The following is a 19,203-nucleotide window of genomic DNA, read 5'->3' as shown; positions in this document are numbered from 1 at the left end:
CGCTCAGGCGGTGCGGGCGGCCAGCGCCGCGGCGATCCGGCCGGCCAGCTCCGCGTTGCGCAGCACCAGCCGGACGTTCACCTCCAGCGTCGCGCCCTCGCTGGCCCGGTGCAGGTGGTCCAGGACGAACGGCGTGACGTCCTTGCCGCGCACGCCCGCCGCATCTGCCGCGGAGAGCGCGTCGGCGATGACGCGGTCGTGCAGCTGCCGGTCCAGCTGTTGGTCGACCGGCAGGGGGTTGGCCACCACCACGGCCCCCGGCGCCAGCCCGCGGCGGGCCGCGAACACCGCGGCGGCCTGCTCGGGGTCGGCGACCGACCAGTCGACGGTCGAGCCCGAGTCCGCGACGTAGAAGCCGGGGAAGGTGGTGGTTCCGTAGCCGACCACGGTGACCGAGAGCGACTCCAGCCGTTCGAGGGTGGCCGGGACGTCGAGGATCGACTTCACGCCGGCGCAGACCACCACGACCGAGGTGCGGGACAGCGCCGTCAGGTCGGCGGACTCGTCGAAGGTCTCGACCGACTGCCGGTGCACGCCGCCCAGGCCGCCGGTCGCGAACACGGCCACCCCGGCCGCCTCGGCCAGCAGGGCGGTGCTGGAGACCGTCGTGGCGCCGCTCATCCCGAGCGCCGCGGCCACCGGCAGGTCGCGGACGCCCAGCTTGGCCAGGTCGGGGTCCGCGCAGACCCGGTCGACCTGGTCGGGGGTCAGCCCGACGTGCGGGGTGCCGTCGAGGACGGCGATGGTGGCCGGAACCGCGCCGCCGGCCCGGACCGCCGCCTCGACGTCGTCGGCGGCCTCCCGGTTGTCCGGCCGGGGGAGGCCGTGGGCGAGGAGCGTGCTCTCCAGCGCGACGACCGGCCGGCCGGCGGCGAGGGCGTCGGCGACCTCGGGGGAGAGGACCGGGCGGGGAGCGGTGGTCGGCAGCGGCACCCTGTCATCATGGTTCCCGGGTGCGCCGAGCACCGCGGCGACCCCGGCCGCGCGGCCGCCGCACGACCGCACCGTCGAGCAGGGAGCCCGCATGAGCAGCAGCGACATCCTCGAGCGGCCGGACGTCCGCGACTCCGACACCGGCAACGCCAACGAGGTCTTCCACTACGTCAAGAAGAACAAGATCGCCGAGAGCGCCGTCATGGGCACCCTCGTCGAGGCGTTGTGCGGCGAGGTCTTCCCGGTGACGAAGAGCCCCAAGCCCGGCAGCCCGGTGTGCCCGGCCTGCAAGGAGGTCTACGAGCAGCTCCGCAAGGAGTAAGGGGCCACGAGACCCCGCCCGCGTAGCGGGTGGACCGGTCGCGGGGGCCCGGAGGGCCTCCCGACCGGAACACGCGGAGGGCTCCACGCACCAGGGGCACGGCACCTGGTCGCGGTGCGGTCCGGAGGACCGCGATGTCATCGCGTCATCGCAGGCCGAGTCGGCGCGCCTCCTCGTCCAGCTTGGCCTGCCGCCGTTCCTGCCGGCGACGCTCGTGGCGGCGCAGCGGCGCGGGCCACCGCGCCTGGATCGTGGCGTTGAGCTCGGCGCCGAGCAGCACCGCCATCCCGAAGAAGAAGCAGAACAGCAGCGCGCCGATCGGTGCGGCCAGCGCTCCGTAGGGCAGCGCCACGGTCAGGATGTCGCTGACGTAGGCGCGCAGCAGCAGGGCGGCGACGAGGAAGAAGCCGAGGCTGAGCACCGCGCCGGGGAGCTGCCGCCGCCAGGGCAGCCGGTGCGGCAGGACGACGTGGAAGAAGCTGGTGAGCGCCAGCAGCATGCCGATGACCACCATCGGCCAGTAGACCGCGTTGATCAGCATGTCGGTGGTGTCCCGCCAGTTCTCCGGCACGAGTCCGACCAGCCTGCCGCGGCCCAGCACCAGCAGCGGCAAGGTCAGCACCGCCAGCAGCAGCCCCACGACGAAGAGCCAGAGCGCCATCAGCCGGGTGTGGATGGGGCCGCGCACGTCCCGCTGGTCGTAGGCGATCACGATCGTGTTCATGAAGGTCGCCGTCGCCGACGACCCCGCCCACAGCGAGAGCAGGAAACCGACGCTGACCAGCTCCAGCCGGCCGGAGCCGAGGATGTCGGCGAGCGTCGGGCGCACCAGGTCGTCGACGACGTCGGCGGTGAGCACCTGCGCCGACGCGTCGAGCAGTTGGGCCTCGATCTGGGCGACGGCGCCGCCGCCGATCAGCGAGCCCAGGTAACCGAGCGAGCCCAGCAGCCCGATGAGCAGCGGCGGGACGGACAGGATCTGCCAGAACGCCGCCTCCGCGGACAGCCCGATGATGCGGTCCTGCCAGGCCTTGGCCAGCGTGCGGCCGAGCACCTGCAGGGGCACCCGCAGCGGGCCCGGCCACCGGCGCACCCGGGAGGGCCGGGGCAGGTCGAGCCGCGTGGCACCCTGCGGGGCGGCGTGCTCGGCGGCCTCGTCCGCGCCGACCCCGGCGGGCGAGCCGCTGGGGAGGACGGCGCTCACCTGACCAGTGTGCACGCCCGGGCGTGCCCCGACCGGTGGGGCGCCGGGCTCGGCACCCCACCGGGTCGGATCGGAACGGGACGTCAGGCCGCCCGCGGGCGCGACGGGCGCCGGCCGCCCGGCGCCGGTGCGCCGCCCGGGACGGTGCCCTCGGGGCCGGGTGCCGGTGCCTCCGCGGGCACGCAGTTGATCACCGGCTCGGCGGCGTAGCGGGTGCGGAAGTCCTCCCGCTTGATCTCGGCGCCGGTATCGAGGTCGCGGAAGACGCGGGTGACCGTGATGTCGAAACCGGTGGACCCGGACTGCGGCTCGCAGGTGGGGCTGTCGGGCTTGTTCTGCACGACCGGCTCGCGGAAGTTGTAGCGCTCGCTGCTGATCGACTGGATCTCGTAGCGCTTGGTCCCGTAGAAGGTGACGGTGATCGTCCCCGGCGTCCACGCGGTGTCGACGTACACGGCGGTGTCGCCGTCGTTGCGCCACTTCAGGTCGATCGAGTCGTAGTAGACCGTCGCTTCGCGGCCGGCCGGGTAGCGGCTGATGTAGAAGCTGTGCGGCTTGTGGAAGACGTCCTCGAGGCCGGCGAAGAAGACGGCGTTGAACATCGTCGTGGCGAACTGGCTGATGCCGCCGCCCACGGCGGTGGTGAACTCGCCGTTGTTGATCACACCGGCCTCGACGTAGCCCTGCGCCACGCCGCGCGGCCCGGTGAAGCCGTTCAGGCTGAAGGTCTCGCCGGGCATGATGATCGCGCCGTCGACCTCCTCCGCGACCACCCGGATGTTCGTACCGCTGGCCGGGTTGCCGATGTTGGTGGTGAAGCTGGAGATCTTCTCGCGCACGCCGAGGGCCTCGGCCTCCTGGGTGGTGAACTCCGCCGGCACCGGGCCCAGCTCGGCGGTGACGGTCCGGGGCGCCTCCTCGGTCAGCACCGGCAGCAGCTGCTCGGCCAGCCGGGCCGGCGCGATGCCGGTCCCGTCCACCGACGGGACGACGTTCACCGCGTCACCGGAGACCTCGAAGGTGGCGTCCTGCGCGGGCGTGCCGAAGACCGACAGCTCGTCACCGAGGGCCGCCTGCAGCGCCTCGGGGTCCAGCCCGACGGCGAGCTCGCCGTCGTCCTCGGGCGTGAAGGTGAGGGAGCCGGCGATCGCCTCCACCGGCACCTCCGCGGAGGTGGCGCCGTCCTGGCTCACGACCTGGACCGGCGCCGACAGGGCGGGGGTGACCGTCTCGTCGAGGACGCGCTGGGCCTCCGCGGCGTCCACGCTCACCGGCGTCACCTCCACGGGGAGCTCGATCGGCGTGCTCGGATCGCCACCGGAGGCCAGCGCCTCGGTGATCGCCTCGGCCGAGCCCTCGCGGTCCAGCGTGCGGCCGTCCACCGGCTCGACGACCGAGGGGGTGGTGCCCTCGATGGCGATGGTGGCGTCCTGCGGGGCGCGGTCGACCTGAGAGGCGATGCCGTCGATCTGGGCCAGCAGGGCGGTCTCCTCACCGGTGATGACCGGCTCGACCTCGCGGTCGGAGAACAGGGTGACCAGGCGCGTCCACGGGTTGAGCGGCTGCTCCTCGGCGGCGTCCACGGTGCTCGGGACGTCGAGGGTGATGCCGGCCGTGGCGGGGGAGAGGGTGCCCGTGACGTCGGCGGCGGTGACCGTGTGGTCGGCGACGACCCGGGGGGCGAGCCGCTCCTCCAGCCGCTGGGCGGCCGACGCGGGCGACAGGCCGCCGACGTCCACCCCGGCCACCACCGTGTTCCGCGGCACCTCGCCGGAGGACGCCACCAGGTCGACGCCGTAGAGGACGGCCAGGGCGGCCAGGACGCCGGCGGGGACGAGCGCCGCCGGGCGGCGCCACCAGGGGCCCCGGGGGCCGTGCGCGTGGTCGTCGCCGGGCGGAGGGCCGTCCGCCCCGCCTCCAGGTGCCGCCCGCAGGGTGTCGAGGGTCGCGGCGTCCACGGGGGCGGTGGCCGTGGCGTCGGCGTCCGTGACCGGGGTGGCGACGGCGGTGCCCGCGCCGTCCTGGGCCGTGGGGTCGCCGGCGTCCCGATCCGGCCGGCGGGTGCTCTCGGGCTCCTCCGCCGGGGCCGACTCGGCGGCCGGCTGACCCCCGGCGGACGGGTCCTGCGCGGTCGCCGGGTCCTGTTCGGTCACGGTGTCCTGCCCGGCCGCTGCTTCCTCCGCGGTGGCCGGGGGCGCGGCGGGAGCCCCGCGCTGCCAGTCCCTGCCGACCGGACGGGTGTCGTCCGGGGCTGCCTCGTACGCCGGCGTCTGGCCGGTCGCCGGGGGCGGGGGCCCGTCCCCGACGTCGGGACGCATGCGCACCGTCTCGTCGGGTGCAGGGTGGTGCTGGGACATGGGGGTTTCCTCCGGTCGCCGCCGACCGGGGGTCCCCGGAGACGACGGAGCCGCCGGCCCGACGCCCGCACGAGGCGGGACGTCGGACGCGGCGGCGTCGTCGGGTGAGGCGGTCATCGCGGGCGCGACGATAGCGCCTCCCTCACGCAGTTACGCGCTGCTCGCCCTCAGTGTCGATGATGTCGACGGCGATGTCACGCAGCTTGCCCTCGTACTCGCGGGCGTGGTGTCCGCAGAACACGAGGTCGCTGCCGTTGGCGAGCACGACACGGACCTTGGCAAGTGCGCCGCAGCGGTCGCAGTGGAAGGGCACGACCAGGTCGTCGGCGGCGGGGGTCGTCGTCAGCGTCTGGGTCATCTGGGTCATCACTCGCTCTCTACCGCACGGACCCGCGGCTGCGGATCGGCCTCCTGCACAGCGCCAGGATGGCCCCTCGGATTCCCGTTCCGACCCGGTTCATCCCGGACTCGCCGAAAGAGATGAGTCCGTAACACACCGGGCGTGGGTGGAGCGGGTTCAGCAGGGGACGTCACTGGGGTGGAACTGAACTGGTGGTGCTCGTGCTGGTGATCATCTGCCGGGCCGGTGGTCGACCGGTCCGACCGTGGGTCCGCTGCTGTTCTGACCGGGCCCACGCTACGCCGTCTACCCGACAGCTGTCGGCGTACACGGTCGTGATCTCCCCGTGACCACTCCCGGGTGACGGCGGGACGGCTGAACGCGAGTGGCCCAGAACCAGGGAGGTTCTGGGCCACTCGCGTCCGGTGCCGGCTCAGTCCAGGTAGTCGCGCAGCACCTGGGAGCGGCTCGGGTGGCGCAGCTTCGACATCGTCTTGGACTCGATCTGCCGGATCCGCTCACGGGTCACCCCGTAGACCTGGCCGATCTCGTCCAGCGTGCGCGGCTGGCCGTCGGTGAGGCCGAAGCGCAGCCGGACGACACCGGCCTCCCGCTCCGAGAGCGTCTGCAGCACGCTGGTCAGCTGGTCCTGCATGAGGGTGAAGCTCACCGCGTCGACCGCCACCACGGCCTCGGAGTCCTCGATGAAGTCACCGAGCTGGCTGTCGCCCTCGTCACCGATGGTCTGGTCGAGGCTGATCGGCTCCCGGGCGTACTGCTGGATCTCCAGCACCTTGTCCGGGGTGATGTCCATCTCCTTGGCCAGCTCCTCCGGGGTGGGCTCGCGGCCCAGGTCCTGGAGCAGCTCGCGCTGGATGCGGCCGAGCTTGTTGATGACCTCGACCATGTGCACCGGGATGCGGATGGTGCGGGCCTGGTCGGCCATGGCGCGGGTGATGGCCTGGCGGATCCACCAGGTGGCGTACGTGGAGAACTTGTAGCCCTTGGTGTAGTCGAACTTCTCGACCGCGCGGATCAGACCGAGGTTGCCCTCCTGGATCAGGTCCAGGAACGCCATGCCGCGGCCGGTGTAGCGCTTGGCCAGGGAGACCACGAGGCGGAGGTTGGCCTCCAGCAGGTGGTTCTTGGCGCGCTCGCCGTCGCGGACGATCCAGTTGAGGTCGCGGCGCATCTGCGGGGAGAGCTTCTGGCCCTCCTCCTCGGCCTGGCGGAGCCGCTCGGAGCCGTAGAGGCCGGCCTCGATGCGCTTGGCGAGGTCGACCTCCTCCTCGGCGTTGAGCAGGGCGACCTTGCCGATCTGCTTGAGGTAGGCGCGGACGGAGTCGGCGGAGGCGGTGAGCTCGGCGTCCTTGCGGGCCTGCCGCAGCGCCTCGGACTCCTCCTCCTCGTCCCACTCGAAGTCGGTGCCGCCCTCGGCGGCCTCCTCCTCGGCGACGACCTCGACGCCGTCCTTGCCGGTGACGACCGTCTCGTCGAGCTTCAGCCCCTCGGAGCCGGCGTCGACGACCGCGACCGCGCCCTCCTCGGTGGCCACCGCGGTGAGCACGGCGCCCTCGCCGGTGCCCGGCGACGGGGTGATCGCCGGCTTCGCGCGGCCCTTGGCGCCGGCGGCCTTGGCCGGTGCCTTCTTCCGTGCGGCGGCCGGGTCAGCGGCCGCCTTCCTGGCACGGGTACCGGTTGCGGCCGTCCTGGCGCGCGGGGTGCTCGCTGCGGCTGCTTCCGGTGCTGGCTGATCGGCGGGCACTCAGGTTCCTTCCCGTGCTGGGTGCGTTCCCCGGGGGACCGTGTGGTCCGCGGGCAGCGGCTCCGGCCGGCGCTCCGCGGGGGAGGAGGACCCACGGGACCGGCGCGGCGTTTGGCCGCGATCGGGTCGGGGGATCCCTCCCGGCTGGGAAGCGACGGGCTGGGGCTCCACCATTGTAACGACGTCGCCGGGTGAAACCAGCGCCTCGCACCCGGGGCCCTCGCTCCGAGGGGGCGGGCGGAGCGACCCGGTGGGGTGACGCGGAGCGCCCGGTCGGCGCCCTGCGCGGTCAGGCCTCGGCGCGCTCGACGGCGGCCAGGGCGGCGCCGACGATGCCGGCGTCGTTCTGCAGCTCGGCGGGGACGACCGGGGTGCGCGTGGAGAGCAGCGGTACCCACTTGTGCGCCTTCTTGCTGACGCCGCCGCCCACGATGATCAGGTCCGGCCACACGCTGGCCTCGAGGACGTCGAGGTAGCGGTCGACGCGCAGCGCCCACTCGGGGTAGCTGAGCTCCTCCCGCTCCCGGGCGGCCGCCGAGGCGCGGCGCTCGCCGTCCTCGCCGTCGACCTGGATGTGGCCGAACTCGGTGTTGGGCACCAGCCGGCCGTCGACGAACAGCGCGCTGCCGATGCCCGTGCCGAACGTGAGCATGAGCACCACCCCGCGGCGGTCGCGGCCGGCGCCGTAGCGCATCTCGGCCAGGCCGGCGGCGTCGGCGTCGTTCAGCGTCTCCACCGGGCCGGGGATGCGCTGCGCCACCCCCGCGGCCAGGTCGGTGCCCAGCCAGCCCTTGTCGACGTTGGCCGCCGTGTGGGCGACCCCTGACTTGAGCACGCCGGGGAAGGTCACGCCCACGCGCCCGGACCAGTCGAACGAGCCGACGATCCGCGTGACGACGTCGAAGACGGGCTCGGGCAAGGAGGGCTGCGGGGTCTCGACCCGGAGCCGATCCCCGATCAGCCGACCCGCCTCCAGGTCGACCAGGCACCCCTTGATGCCGCTGCCACCGATGTCCACCCCGAAGCCCTGCACGCGGACAGGCTAGTAGAAGGCCCCCCTCGCCCCCCGCGACTCGCATGGGGCCCTGCTGCGAGGGGGGCCGCTGCGGCAGGATCGACCCATGAGCACCCCGCGCGCAGCCCTCACGGACCCACCGGCACCGGCCGGGCTGCTGGCACTGGCGGTCGCGGTCGCGCGCGAGGCCGCCGTCCTGGTGGCCCGCGGCCGGGAGTCCGCGGGGGAGCAGGTGACCACCAAGTCCAGCTCCGTCGACGTCGTCACCGCGGTGGACGCCGCCAGCGAGGAGCTGCTGGTCCGGCGGTTGCTGGAGGCCCGCCCGGACGACGGGGTGCTGGGAGAGGAGGGGGCCGCGCGCGAGGGCAGCAGCGGGGTCCGCTGGATCGTCGACCCGATCGACGGGACCGTGAACTTCCTCTACGACATCCCGGCCTACGCCGTCTCGGTCGCCGCCGAGGTCGACGGGGTCGTGCGCGCGGGCGCGGTGCTCAACGTCGCCACCGGGGAGCTGTTCACGGCGTCGGCCGGCGGCGGCGCGTGGCTGGAGGTGCCCGGCCGGCCGGTCCGCCGGCTGGCGGTCGGCACACCGGTGTCGCTGGAGCAGACGATGGTCGCGACCGGCTTCGGCTACCGGGTGGAGCAGCGCCGGGCGCAGGGTGCGGTCGTCGCGGAGCTCGTGACGCGGGTGCGCGACATCCGGCGGTTCGGCAGCGCGGCGCTGGACCTCTGCGCGGTCGCCGCCGGCCGGGTGGACGCCTACTTCGAGCTCGACCTGAACCCCTGGGACCACGCGGCCGGGGCGCTGGTGGCCGCCGAGGCCGGCGCGGTCGTGACCGGGCTGGGCGCTGCGCCGGTCGGGGAGCCGATGGTCGTCGCGGTGGCGCCCTCGGTGGCCGAGCCCTTCCTCGCGCTGGTCTCCGAGCTGCACCGCTGAGCGGAGGGCGAGGGCCTCAGCAGTCGGCGGGTGCGCTGTCCGGGGCGGTCAGCGCGGCCTCGACCTCCTCGGGCGGGGCGAGGCCGGCGAAGTCGGGGCCCAGCACCAGGTCGACGACGGCGTCGGCCCGGACGTCGCGGTAGGTCGTGGACCCGGGCACGAAGACGGTCAGGAACCGCGCGGCGTCCGCGCCGGGAGCCCCGTACCGCACCTCGCCGACGCCGGTGACCTCCCGGTCCGTCGGGTCGTTGGCCACCTCGTTGACGGTGAAGCCCCGGCCGGCGAGCTCGTCGGCCACCGTCTGCGCGAGGCCGCCCTGGCTCGTGGCGTTCAAGACGCGCACCGACACGGTGGCCGGGTCGAGGGACGGGGGCGCCGCCTCGGCGGTGGCGCAGGCCCGGGCGTCCGCGGCCCGCTGCTCCCGCTCCTGCTGGGCCACCGACCACCAGACCGCGCCGGCGGCCAGGGCCAGGACGAGCAGGAAGATCAGCGGGGGGAGCGGGCGACGGCCACTGCGCGGGCGCACCGGGGGCTGGGCGGTGCGCTCGGTCACGGGAGAGCTCCTCGGCGGGGACCCGGCAGGCGTGACGCCGGCCGGCCGGAACGGGACGGACGACGCCCGCGACTGGTGCGGACGGCGGTCGGTGCGAGCTTAGGGGCGGCGGGGCGTCCTAGATCGCACCGTCGTCCAGAGCGGCGCGTCCCAGCTCGACGCAGGGGTCGATCCGCTCCGCGTAGCCCGTGGTGTCCTTGCCCGCCATCGCGCCCGCGGCCGAGCGGGCCACGATGCCGGCGATGATCGCGGCGAACTTGAAGAAGCCGAAGGCCACGTACCAGTTGAGCTCGGACAGGTCGGTGCCCGTCCGGCCGGCGTAGCGCTCGGCCACCTGCTGCCGCGTCGGGAAGCCGGGCAGGGTGGTGACCGGGCTCTGCGACGACGGCCGCTGCTCGCCGGCCTCGGGCCAGTAGACGAGCATCATCCCGAGGTCGGTGAGCGGGTCGCCGACCGTCGACATCTCCCAGTCCAGCACCGCCTTGATGCGGCCCGGCTCGGCCGGGTCGAGCAGGCAGTTGTCGAGCCGGTAGTCGCCGTGCACGATGCCCGAGCCCTGGGTGGTGGGCACCGTCTCGGCCAGGCGGGCCGCCAGCGCGTCCAGCCCGGGCCGGTCCCGGTCACGGGTGGCGTCCCACTGCTTGGTCCAGCGCCGCACCTGGCGGGCGGCGAAGCCCTCCGGCCGGCCGAAGTCCGAGAGGCCGACGGCGTCGTGGTCGACCGAGTGCAGGTCAGCCAGCACGTCGACCAGCCGCTCACCGACCGCCCGGCGCTGCTCCGGCTGGTCGGCGTAGCCCGGCGGGAACTCGCGGACCACGTGCACCCCGACCACGCGCTCCATCACGTAGAAGGGCGCACCGAGGACGCCGGTGTCGGTGCACAGGTGCAGCGTCCTGGGCACGGGGACGGCGGTGCCGCCCAGCGCGCTGATCACCCGGTGCTCGCGGGCCATGTCGTGCGCGGTGGCCAGCACGGCGCCCGTCGGCGGCCGGCGCAGGATCACCGCGTCCTCGGCCGACCCGCCCTCGGGGGTCACCACGTAGGTGAGGTTGGACATGCCCGCGGCGATCAGCTCGACGGTGACCGATCGCCATCGATCGTCCCCGAGAGCAGCGGCCAGGTAGGGCCCGACGACGGCTGGATCAGCACCCGGGGGAGTCGACACCGGCGCAGGGTAACCTCTGGCGCTCCGCCGCCCGCCCGACCCTTCCCCGGTCCGATGTGTCACCTCCGCTGAGGCGGGCACAAATCGGGGCCGAACGGCGTTGGGGGGCTGCCGGCCTCTCCGCGAGGGGAGGCCGACGCAGTGGACGGGCGCCCCGTGCGGGCCGCTCCCACACCGACCCACCGGTCGCCCACCGGCGAACGGCCAGGACGACGGCGCGCACCCCGCGCCTCGTCAGACGAGCGGGCACGACGCCCGCGGAACCCCGGAGGAGGGGCACACCCATGGCCACCGACTACGACGCCCCGCGCCGCAACGAGACCGACGAGCTCGGCGAGGACTCGCTCGAGGAACTGAAGGCGCGGCGGGCCGAGGCCCAGTCCTCGTCGGTCGACGTCGACGAGACGGACTTCAACGAGAACCTCGAGCTCCCCGGCGCGGACCTGTCCAACGAGGAGCTGACCGTCCGCGTGCTGCCCAAGCAGGAGGACGAGTTCACCTGCTCGCGCTGCTTCCTGGTGCAGCACCGCAGCCGGCTCGCGTCCACTCGCGGCGACCAGCTGTTCTGCCGCGACTGCGCCTGACGAAGGACCCCCGTGCCCCCCACCGCTCGCAGGCTCGCGGCGGGGCCCTGCACGGGGGCCGTTCCATCCCGTCACCAGGGGGACCGATGACCGAGGGGCCGCGCACCGGGGCGCCGCGTGACGTGCCGCCGCCGCGCCCGGTCGCGCCGCAGGCCACCCCCGCGACGCCCGAGGAGAGCCCCCTCGCGCGCGCCGGGCGGGCTCTCGCCGACGCCGTCGCCGGGCTGACCGGCAGCGGCGCGGACCGGCCCGCCGGCGGCGGCCTGCGCGACGTCGTCGGCGCCGTCGCGGGAGCCGTGGCCGGCGCGTTCGGCAGCGGGACCCCCGCGCCGCCTCCCGGCCCGGCCGAGACCCGGGCCGCCGCTGGGGACGGCCGCGCCCCGGGCGCGCTGCTGGGCGACCTCCTGGCGGCGGCCGCGCCCCGGCTGCCGATCCGTGACGGGGACCGCCTGCGCGCCGCCCACCCCGGGCTGTCGGACGACGAGATCGCCGAGGCGCTCGTCCAGCGGGCCGCCCGCGCCACGTCGGGCATCGGGGCGGCCACGGGCGGCCTCTCGGCCGCCCACTGGTTCGCGCCGCCCTCCCTGCTGGCGGTCCCGCTGGAGCTGGGGGCCGAGACGGTCCTGGTCGCCGCCGTCGAGGTCGTCCTGATCGGCGAGCTGCACGAGCTGCACGGCCGGCGCGCCCCGGGGGACGCCGCCGAGCGGGCGCAGGCCTACCTCGCCGGGTGGTCGCTGCAGCGCGCCGTGCGGGACGGCGGCCCCGCCGGGCTCGGCACGGTTCTCGGGGCCGCGGGCCTGCGCGCCCTGCGGCGGCGCATGACCCGCCGGCTGGCCGGTGCGCTCCCCGCGGCCGCCCCCTTCCTGGTCGGCGCCGCCCTCTCGGGCCGGGGTAACCGCCGGGCGACCGAGACCCTCGCCCGCCGCATCCTCTCCGACCTGCGGGAGGGTCCGACCGCGTGAGCCGACCCGGCCTCCGGGGTGCGGGTCGCCGGCCTCCCTGCAGGGGCCCGGCGCGAGCCTGCGAGCGGTGGGGGGCAGGGGGGTCCTTATAGGGTCGGCGAGTGCCCGAACCCTCCGAGCTGGACGTGGCCGTCCGGCTCACCGCCCCCGACGGCGCGGTCCCGGCCTACGCCCTGGCCGGTGACGCCGGGGCGGACCTCACCGCGGCCGAGGACGTGGAGCTGGCCCCGTTCGAGCGCAGGCTCGTGGGTACCGGTGTGGCGGTGGCGATCCCCGAGGGCTACGCCGGTTTCGTGCACCCCCGCTCGGGGCTGGCCCACCGGCTCGGGCTCAGCATGGTGAACGCACCCGGGACCATCGACGCGGGCTACCGCGGGGAGATCATGGTCAACCTCATCAACCTGGACCCGGTGACGCCGCTGCGGCTCTCCCGCGGCGACCGCATCGCGCAGCTGGTGGTGCAGCCGGTGGCCCGCGCGCGGTTCGTGCCGGTGCCCGAGCTCCCCGCCAGCTCTCGCGGCGAGGGCGGCCACGGCTCCACCGGCGGGTACGGGCCCGCGGCGACCGGGTCCTCCGACACACCAGCACTCGAGGGGAACTGACATGCCGTTCGGACGGCGGCGCAACCGCATCGACCGCAGCCTGCGCGAGCGCGGCGTGCCCCCGGAGCCGCAGCAGCGGATCCGGGAGGTCGACGAGACGACGGGCCCCTGGGACGAGGCCGACGCACCCGAGGACGGCCTGGCGCGGATCGACCTGGGCGCCCTCCGGCTGCCCGCGCTGCCCGGGATGGACCTGCGGGTGGAGCTCAGCCCGCAGCAGAAGGTGATCGGCGCGACGCTGCGCCACGGCAGCTCGCTGCTCCAGGTCGCGGCGTTCGCCGCCCCGCGCGCGGCCGGCATCTGGGACGAGGTCCGGGCCGAGCTGGCCCGCACCGCCTCGGGCCAGGGCGCGTCCCTGCGCGAGCAGGAGGGCCCCTTCGGCATCGAGCTCGTCGGCACCGTCGTGGCGGTCGCACCGGCGCAGCCCGGGCAGCCGGCCCCGGCGGCGTCCCGGCGGCCGGCCCGCTTCCTCGGCGTCGACGGCCCGCGCTGGTTCCTGCGCGGTCTGCTGAGCGGCTCCGCGGCCGCGGGCGGCGAGGCGGAGGCGGCCGCGCTGGAGGCGGCCTTCCGCGGCATCGTCGTCGTCCGGGGCAGCGAGCCCATGCCGGTGCGCGAGCCGCTCCCGCTCGCCCTGCCGCCGCAGGCCGCGGCGCAGCTGGCGGCGCAGCAGCCGCCGCCGGGGGCGGCCCCGGGCCGGGCGCCGGCCGGCGGCCCCGCCTGACGACGCGATGCAGGGAACACCCGTGCGCGTCCACGTGGGCACACCGGCGGCCTACGCTGGTGCCGTGACGGAGACCCGACCGGCGGGCTGGTGGTCGCGCGCGGTGCAGCGACTCACCGCCGACGACCACACCATCGACGCCCAGGAGCTGCGGGCGGGATCGGCCAGCGCAGGCTGCGAACCGGTCAGCGCCTGCCGCAAGGGTGCGGTGGTCACGGTCACCGGCCGGCTCAAGTCGGTCGTCTACACCCCGCGCGAGACGGTGCCGACGCTCGAGGCCGAGCTGTTCGACGGTTCCGGTTCGGTGACCCTCGTCTGGCTGGGCCGCCGGCGCATCGCGGGCATCGAGCCCGGCCGGACGCTCACCGCGCGCGGGCGGTTCGCCGCCTTCGACGGCCGGCAGGTCATCTACAACCCCTGGTACGAGCTGAGCGCCGGCTGACCGCCGCGCGACGGCGGGCAGCCGCCACGCGGGGGACGGGCAGCGGACGAAGGGGACGAGCGTGACCGCAGCGGGCCGGACGGACGACGGCGAGCACGGTCCTGAGTCCGACGCCCCGGCGTCGGCCTTCGACCGGGAGCAGCTGCTGGCCCAGCTGGGCGGCTGGCGCGGCATGCTCGACGCCTCGCTGCCCACCGTGTCGTTCATCGTGGCCAACGGCATCGCGGGGCTGCGCACCGGCATCTGGGCGGCGGTGATCGCGGCGGTCGGGGTCTTCGTCCTCCGCCTGGCCCGGCGGCAGAGCGTGCAGCAGGCGTTCAGCGGGCTGATCGGGGTGGGCATCGCGGTGGCCATCGCGGCCAACACCGGCGAGGCCCGCGACTTCTTCGTGCTCGGGATCGTGCGGAGCCTCGTCGTCGGCGTGGTCCTCCTGGGGTCCATCCCGTTCCGCTGGCCCCTCGTCGGGGTCGTCGCCGAGTTCCTGGCGCCGAGCCACCTCGGCTCGATGGCGGGCCACTCGCTGCCCTGGAACCGGCGCTCGCGCGGGACGGAGCCCGAGGCCACCACGCCGGTGACCCCCGACCTGCGGGACGCGCCGCAGCTGCACTGGCGCCGCGACCCCCGGCTGTTGCGCGCCTACTCCTGGCTCACCGCGCTCTGGGCCGCCTCGTTCTTCCTGCGCGCCGGCGTGCAGTGGGTGCTCTACCGGGCCGACGAGGTGGAGCTGCTCGGCACCGCGTCGGTCGTGCTCGGCCTGCCGCTGACCGCCGTCGTCCTCGTGATCACGCTGTGGGTCGTCGCGCGGCTGCACCGGCACCGCACCCCCCCGGCTCCACCCGAGGCCTGAGTGCATGGCCCCCCTTGCAGGGGCCCGCCGCGAGCCTGCGAGCGGTGGGGGGCAAGGGGTCTTCGTTCAGGCGTGGATGCTGCCGGGGCCCTCCGGGGCGAAGACGTACTGCAGCTCCTCCTCGGTGTCGCCGTGCGACACGAACAGCAGCTCGTCGCCGGACTCCAGCGGCTCGTCGGGCGACGGGGTGATCACCCGGTCGCCGCGGAGGATGGTCGTGAGCACCGTCTCGCGGGGGAGCGGCACCTCGCGCAGCGGGCGCCCGACCCAGGCGGTGTCGTCGCCGAGGGTGATCTCGACCAGGTTGGCCGCGCCCTTGCGGAAGCTCATGAGGCGGACGACGTCGCCCACGGTCACCGCCTCCTCGACCAGCGCGGCCAGCACCCGGGGGGTGGAGACCGCGACGTCGACGCCCCACGCCTCGGTGTAGAGCCACTCGTTGCGCGGGTCCTTGACCCGGGCGACCACGCGGCCGACCGCGAACTCGGTCTTGGCGAGCAGCGAGACGACCAGGTTGGCCTTGTCGTCGCCCGTGGCGGCGACGACGACGTCGCAGGTGGCCAGCTGTGCCTCCTCCAGGGAGGAGACCTCGCAGGCGTCGGCCTGCACCCACTCCGCGCCCGGCACCGAGCGGGTGCGGACCTTGCGGCCGTCCTTCTCGATGAGCATGACGGCGTGGCCGTTCTCCAGCAGCTCCGTGGCGATGGAGCGGCCGACCGCGCCGGCTCCCACGATCGCGACCCGCATCAGTGCCCGCCTTCCTGGGGGCCGCGCTCGACGACCTCGTGCACCCGCGCGGTCAGCTCGTCGGTGACCGCGACGACCAGCTGGTCGCCGTCCTGCAGGACCGTGGTCGGCGTCGGCAGCTGGGCCTCGCCGAACCGGGTGAGCCAGGCCGCCCGGGCGCCGGTCGCCGCCTCGAGGGCGGCCAGCTTGCGGCCCACCCAGCGGTCGGTGACGGTCACCCGCACCAGCAGCACCTGCCCGGTCGGCTCCCGCCACAGCTCGCTCACCTTGACCGACAGCAGCTCGCGGAGCAGCCGGTTCACCGTCCACGGCACGGTGGCGACGCTCGGGATGCCCATGCGCTCGTAGACCTCGGCCCGCTTGGAGTCGTAGATCCGCGCGACGACGTGCTGGACGCCGAAGGTCTCCCGCGCCACCCGGGCCGAGATGATGTTGGAGTTGTCGCCGCTGCTCACCGCGGCGAAGGCGCCGGCGGAGTCGATGCCGGCGTCCAGCAGGGTCTGGCGGTCGAAGCCGAGCCCGGTGATCTGACGGCCGGCGAACTCCGGGCCGAGCCGGCGGAAGGCCTCGGGGTCCTGGTCGATCACGGCCACGCTGTGCCCGATCTGCTCCAGGCGCCGGGCGATGGCGGAGCCGACACGGCCGCAGCCCATCACGACCACGTGCACGCGTCACTCCCCGGAGTTTCCCGGTGGCGCCGGCGCCGACCGCCCGCGCATCACCGGCCGCGAAGCTACACCCGCCGGGCCCCCGGCAGCGGGCAGGACGCCGGTATCCCCCCTCGGGGCCAGGTGGCCCGAGTCACGCCCGCGGCGGCCCCGCGCGTCCGTACCATCGCGCCGTGCCGAACCTGTCCGATCTCGGACAACTCCCGAAACGCCTCGTCCTCGGCCGCCCCGTACGCAGCGACCGGGCGGGGGAGTCGTTGCTCCCCAAGCGGCTGGCGCTGCCGATCTTCGCCAGCGACCCGCTCTCCTCGGTGGCCTACGCCACGCAGGAGATCCTCATCGTCCTGACCCTGGCGGGGACGGCGTTCCTGTTCTTCGCCCCCTGGATCGCGATCGGCGTCGTGGTGCTGCTCACCACGGTGGTGCTCTCCTACCGGCAGGTCGTGCGCGCGTACCCGTCGGGTGGCGGCGACTACGAGGTGGCGGTCAAGAACCACGGGCAGTGGGCCGGCGTGACGGTGGCCAGCGCGCTGCTCGTCGACTACGTCCTCACCGTCGCCGTGTCGGTGTCGGCCGGGACCGACAACATCATCTCCGCGTTCCCCGAGCTGAACGAGTACCGCGTTCCCATCGCCCTGGCACTCGTGGCGCTGCTGGCGGCGGTCAACCTGCGCGGCGTCCGCGAATCGGGCCGGACCTTCGCGGCGCCGACCTACCTCTTCATCACCGGCATCATGATCATGGTCGTCACCGGCCTGCTGAAGTACTTCGTCACCGGGGGCGGCCTGGTCGCGGAGAGCGCCGCGTGGACCGTGCTGCCCGAGCCCGGCTACGAGGAGGTCACCGGCCTGGCGCTGATCTTCTTCGCGCTGCGCGCCTTCGCCTCCGGCTGCACCGCGCTCACCGGCGTCGAGGCGATCGCCAACGGCGTCCCGGCCTTCCGCCCGCCCAAGGGCCGCAACGCGGCGACCACCCTCGCCCTGATGGGCGGCATCGCGGCCACGATGTTCGCCGGCGTCACCGCCCTCGCCCTGCTCGCCGACGTGAAGTACGTCGAGCACACCTGCGACCTGGTCGGGTTCCCCGGGGACTGCGAGACCGACCCCCAGCGCACCGTCATCGCCCAGCTGGCCGCGGCCACCTTCGGCGGCGACACCTCGTTCGGCTTCTTCTACGTCCAGGCCGCCACGGCGCTGGTCCTGATCCTGGCGGCCAACACGGCGTTCAACGGGTTCCCGCTGCTGGGCAACGTGCTGGCCCAGGACCGGTTCATGCCGCGGCAGCTGCACACCCGGGGCGACAAGCTCGTCTACAGCAACGGCATCCTGCTGCTCGCCGGCTTCGCCGGGCTGCTCATCCTCGCCTTCGACGCCGACGTCAACCGGCTGATCCAGCTGTACATCGTCGGCGTCTTCACGAGCTTCACGCTGGGGCAGACGGGCATGGTGCGGCACTGGAACCGCGAGCTGCGCAGCGTCACCGACCCGGGGACGCGGGCCCGGATGCGGCGCTCGCAGGCCATCAACGCCGTCGGCGGCACCCTCACCGGCGTCGTGCTGGTGATCATCGTGACCACCAAGTTCACCCACGGGGCCTGGCTGGTGCTGCTGGCGATGCCGGTCCTCGTCGTGCTGATGAAGGGCATCAACCGGCACTACTGCCACGTGTCGGAGCAGCTGGAGCCCGACACCGACGCCCGCACCCTGCCGAGCAAGGTGCACGCCGTCGTCCTCGTCTCCAAGGTGCACAAGCCGACGCTCCGGGCGCTGGCCTTCGCCCGCGCCACCCGCCCGGACGCGCTGACCGCGCTCACGGTCAACGTCGACGACGGCGAGACCCGTGCGCTGCAGGCGGACTGGCAGCGCTACGACATCCCCGTCCCCCTCACGGTCCTGGAGTCGCCGTACCGGGAGATCACCCGCCCGGTGCTCGACTACGTGAAGGGCATCCGGCGGGACAGCCCGCGCGAGCTGGTGGTGGTCTTCGTGCCGCAGTACGTCGTCGGCCACTGGTGGGAGAACGTGCTCCACAACCAGAGCGCGCTGCGTCTGCGCGCCCGCCTGCAGTTCCAGCCCGGCGTGATGATCACGACCGTGCCGTGGCAGCTGGAGAGCTCGGTCGGCCACGACGACGACGGGCGGCGCGGCGGCCCCGCCCCGGGCGACCTGCGCCGCGGCTTCACCGACGACGAGGTGGACGTGACGCCGTATGGGTAAGGACCCCGGCGCCCCCCACGCCTCGCAGGCTCGGCGCGGGCCCCTGCGCCGGGGCCGTTCCAGTGCGTCACGTTCCGGCACGTCGCCGGACAAGGGTCTCGGGTGGGTGGGCCGGGAGTTCGAGGTGGCCGTCGGGCCGGTGGCGCACGGGGGGCACTGCGTCGCCCGGCACGAGGGCCGGGTGGTGTTCGTGCGGCACACGCTGCCCGGCGAGCGGGTGCGCGTGCGGGTCACCGAGGACCGGCACCCCGGCTTCTGCCGCGCCGACGCCGTCGAGGTGCTGGAGGCGGCGCCCGCCCGGGTCGAGCGCCCCTGCCCCTACAGCGGCCCGGGGAAGTGCGGCGGGTGCGACTGGCAGCACGTCGACCCCGCCGAGCAGCACCGGCTGAAGGCGTCGGTCGTGCGCGAGCAGCTGGTGCGGCTCGGTGGCCTGGACGCCGGCGACCCCGTGGTCGCGGGCCTGGTCGTCGAGGAGCTCCCGGGCGGGGCGCTGCGCTGGCGGTCCCGCGCGCGATTCGCCGTCGACGGCGCCGGCGCCCCCGGCCTGCGGCGGCACCGCTCGCACGACGTCGTGCTCCTCGACGACTGCCCGATCACCGTGGAGCCGGCCGCGCAGGCGGTGCTGGGACGGCGCTGGCCGGGTGCGGGCGCCGTCGACGTCGCGATCGACTCGACCGGCGCGGTGACCACCGTCCCGCTGGACCGCCGCGGCCGGCCGCGGGGGGCCGCGGTGGGGCGGGCGGGGGTGGAGGTCCCCCCCGAGCCCCCCGGCCGCGCCGACCCGCCGGCCGGGGGCCGGGGCTGGGAGGTCGATGGCAACCGC

20 protein-coding genes are annotated in these 19,203 nt (G+C 74.9%); 10 read left to right on the top strand and 10 right to left on the bottom strand.

What is annotated here, in order from left to right:
* Positions 1 to 3: 3 nt before the first annotated feature.
* Positions 4 to 933, bottom strand: coding sequence for a pseudouridine-5'-phosphate glycosidase (locus ACI792_RS18110; RefSeq protein WP_456603822.1), 930 nt, complete (start codon positions 931 to 933; stop codon positions 4 to 6).
* 91 nt (positions 934 to 1,024) lie between these two features.
* On the opposite strand from ACI792_RS18110, the gene ACI792_RS18105 reads away from it, so the two are divergent.
* Positions 1,025 to 1,255: a DUF3039 domain-containing protein gene (locus ACI792_RS18105; RefSeq protein WP_456580424.1), complete on the top strand. Its 231-nt coding sequence runs from the start codon at positions 1,025 to 1,027 to the stop codon at positions 1,253 to 1,255.
* 145 nt (positions 1,256 to 1,400) lie between these two features.
* Here the strand turns inward: ACI792_RS18105 and ACI792_RS18100 are convergent, their stop codons facing one another.
* The 5 genes from ACI792_RS18100 to ppgK form a co-directional block, all read right to left on the bottom strand.
* The gene (locus ACI792_RS18100; protein WP_456603821.1) at positions 1,401 to 2,459 is read right to left on the bottom strand and encodes a YihY/virulence factor BrkB family protein; all 1,059 of its coding nucleotides are present in this window, start codon (positions 2,457 to 2,459) and stop codon (positions 1,401 to 1,403) included.
* A gap of 83 nt (positions 2,460 to 2,542) precedes the next feature.
* Positions 2,543 to 4,816 carry a VanW family protein gene (locus ACI792_RS18095; RefSeq protein WP_456603820.1) on the bottom strand — a complete coding sequence of 758 codons (2,274 nt, stop codon included), beginning with the start codon at positions 4,814 to 4,816 and terminating at the stop codon, positions 2,543 to 2,545.
* A 142-nt stretch (positions 4,817 to 4,958) separates the two neighbouring features.
* On the bottom strand, positions 4,959 to 5,183 hold the full coding sequence (locus ACI792_RS18090) for a DUF7455 domain-containing protein (protein ID WP_091930645.1): 225 nt from the start codon (positions 5,181 to 5,183) through the stop codon (positions 4,959 to 4,961).
* A 406-nt stretch (positions 5,184 to 5,589) separates the two neighbouring features.
* On the bottom strand, positions 5,590 to 6,921 hold the full coding sequence (locus tag ACI792_RS18085) for an RNA polymerase sigma factor (RefSeq protein WP_456603819.1): 1,332 nt from the start codon (positions 6,919 to 6,921) through the stop codon (positions 5,590 to 5,592).
* A gap of 289 nt (positions 6,922 to 7,210) precedes the next feature.
* Positions 7,211 to 7,954, bottom strand: a complete 744-nt coding sequence (gene ppgK / locus ACI792_RS18080; protein WP_456603818.1) for a polyphosphate--glucose phosphotransferase — start codon at positions 7,952 to 7,954, stop codon at positions 7,211 to 7,213.
* 88 nt (positions 7,955 to 8,042) lie between these two features.
* Between ppgK and ACI792_RS18075 the strand changes: the two genes are divergently transcribed.
* The gene (locus ACI792_RS18075; protein WP_456603817.1) at positions 8,043 to 8,873 is read left to right on the top strand and encodes an inositol monophosphatase family protein; all 831 of its coding nucleotides are present in this window, start codon (positions 8,043 to 8,045) and stop codon (positions 8,871 to 8,873) included.
* A gap of 16 nt (positions 8,874 to 8,889) precedes the next feature.
* On the opposite strand, the gene ACI792_RS18070 is transcribed toward ACI792_RS18075, so the two are convergent.
* Positions 8,890 to 9,426 carry a LytR C-terminal domain-containing protein gene (locus ACI792_RS18070; RefSeq protein ID WP_456580430.1) on the bottom strand — a complete coding sequence of 179 codons (537 nt, stop codon included), beginning with the start codon at positions 9,424 to 9,426 and terminating at the stop codon, positions 8,890 to 8,892.
* A gap of 118 nt (positions 9,427 to 9,544) precedes the next feature.
* Positions 9,545 to 10,591: a phosphotransferase family protein gene (locus ACI792_RS18065; RefSeq protein WP_456603816.1), complete on the bottom strand. Its 1,047-nt coding sequence runs from the start codon at positions 10,589 to 10,591 to the stop codon at positions 9,545 to 9,547.
* Between the two features lie 284 nt (positions 10,592 to 10,875).
* Here ACI792_RS18065 and ACI792_RS18060 point away from each other — a divergent pair, with 284 nt between their 5' ends.
* The 6 genes from ACI792_RS18060 (at position 10,876) to ACI792_RS18035 (ending at position 14,749) form a co-directional block, all read left to right on the top strand.
* The gene (locus ACI792_RS18060; RefSeq protein ID WP_091930594.1) at positions 10,876 to 11,175 is read left to right on the top strand and encodes a DUF4193 domain-containing protein; all 300 of its coding nucleotides are present in this window, start codon (positions 10,876 to 10,878) and stop codon (positions 11,173 to 11,175) included.
* An 86-nt stretch (positions 11,176 to 11,261) separates the two neighbouring features.
* Entirely contained in the window at positions 11,262 to 12,137 is an 876-nt protein-coding gene (locus tag ACI792_RS18055; RefSeq protein ID WP_456603815.1) for a hypothetical protein, read from the top strand.
* A gap of 101 nt (positions 12,138 to 12,238) precedes the next feature.
* On the top strand, positions 12,239 to 12,739 hold the full coding sequence (dut, locus tag ACI792_RS18050; protein WP_456603814.1) for a dUTP diphosphatase: 501 nt from the start codon (positions 12,239 to 12,241) through the stop codon (positions 12,737 to 12,739).
* 1 nt (position 12,740) lies between these two features.
* On the top strand, positions 12,741 to 13,460 hold the full coding sequence (locus tag ACI792_RS18045) for a DUF3710 domain-containing protein (RefSeq protein ID WP_456603813.1): 720 nt from the start codon (positions 12,741 to 12,743) through the stop codon (positions 13,458 to 13,460).
* Between the two features lie 64 nt (positions 13,461 to 13,524).
* Positions 13,525 to 13,902, top strand: coding sequence for an OB-fold nucleic acid binding domain-containing protein (locus ACI792_RS18040; protein WP_456580435.1), 378 nt, complete (start codon positions 13,525 to 13,527; stop codon positions 13,900 to 13,902).
* A gap of 61 nt (positions 13,903 to 13,963) precedes the next feature.
* The gene (locus tag ACI792_RS18035; RefSeq protein ID WP_456603812.1) at positions 13,964 to 14,749 is read left to right on the top strand and encodes a DUF3159 domain-containing protein; all 786 of its coding nucleotides are present in this window, start codon (positions 13,964 to 13,966) and stop codon (positions 14,747 to 14,749) included.
* Between the two features lie 66 nt (positions 14,750 to 14,815).
* Here the strand turns inward: ACI792_RS18035 and ACI792_RS18030 are convergent, their stop codons facing one another.
* Together ACI792_RS18030 and ACI792_RS18025 are read right to left on the bottom strand one after the other, a co-directional pair.
* The gene (locus tag ACI792_RS18030) at positions 14,816 to 15,496 is read right to left on the bottom strand and encodes a potassium channel family protein (RefSeq protein WP_456603811.1); all 681 of its coding nucleotides are present in this window, start codon (positions 15,494 to 15,496) and stop codon (positions 14,816 to 14,818) included.
* Positions 15,496 to 16,164, bottom strand: coding sequence for a potassium channel family protein (locus ACI792_RS18025; protein ID WP_456580438.1), 669 nt, complete (start codon positions 16,162 to 16,164; stop codon positions 15,496 to 15,498). Before ACI792_RS18025 ends, ACI792_RS18030 begins: the two co-directional genes overlap by 1 nt.
* A 173-nt stretch (positions 16,165 to 16,337) precedes the next feature.
* On the opposite strand from ACI792_RS18025, the gene ACI792_RS18020 reads away from it, so the two are divergent.
* Together ACI792_RS18020 and ACI792_RS18015 are read left to right on the top strand one after the other, a co-directional pair.
* Positions 16,338 to 18,380: an APC family permease gene (locus ACI792_RS18020; protein ID WP_456603810.1), complete on the top strand. Its 2,043-nt coding sequence runs from the start codon at positions 16,338 to 16,340 to the stop codon at positions 18,378 to 18,380.
* Positions 18,381 to 18,486: 106 nt separating this feature from the next.
* A partial coding sequence (locus ACI792_RS18015; RefSeq protein ID WP_456603809.1) for a class I SAM-dependent RNA methyltransferase occupies positions 18,487 to 19,203 on the top strand: 717 nt, incomplete at its 3' end.

It is taken from the genome of Blastococcus sp. SYSU DS0669 (genome assembly GCF_054050895.1).
This window is presented reverse-complemented; position numbering and strand designations above follow the sequence as displayed.

Excerpts from the sequence above, each read along its gene's own strand:
- ACI792_RS18090 (WP_091930645.1), bottom strand. The coding sequence starts at position 5,183 with ATGACCCAGATGACCCAGACGCTGACGACGACCCCCGCCGCCGACGAC.
- ACI792_RS18055 (WP_456603815.1), top strand. The coding sequence starts at position 11,262 with ATGACCGAGGGGCCGCGCACCGGGGCGCCGCGTGACGTGCCGCCGCCG.
- ACI792_RS18075 (WP_456603817.1), top strand. The coding sequence starts at position 8,043 with ATGAGCACCCCGCGCGCAGCCCTCACGGACCCACCGGCACCGGCCGGG.
- ACI792_RS18060 (WP_091930594.1), top strand. The coding sequence starts at position 10,876 with ATGGCCACCGACTACGACGCCCCGCGCCGCAACGAGACCGACGAGCTC.
- ACI792_RS18045 (WP_456603813.1), top strand. The coding sequence starts at position 12,741 with ATGCCGTTCGGACGGCGGCGCAACCGCATCGACCGCAGCCTGCGCGAG.
- ACI792_RS18030 (WP_456603811.1), bottom strand. The coding sequence starts at position 15,496 with ATGCGGGTCGCGATCGTGGGAGCCGGCGCGGTCGGCCGCTCCATCGCC.
- ACI792_RS18095 (WP_456603820.1), bottom strand. The coding sequence starts at position 4,816 with ATGTCCCAGCACCACCCTGCACCCGACGAGACGGTGCGCATGCGTCCC.
- ACI792_RS18105 (WP_456580424.1), top strand. The coding sequence starts at position 1,025 with ATGAGCAGCAGCGACATCCTCGAGCGGCCGGACGTCCGCGACTCCGAC.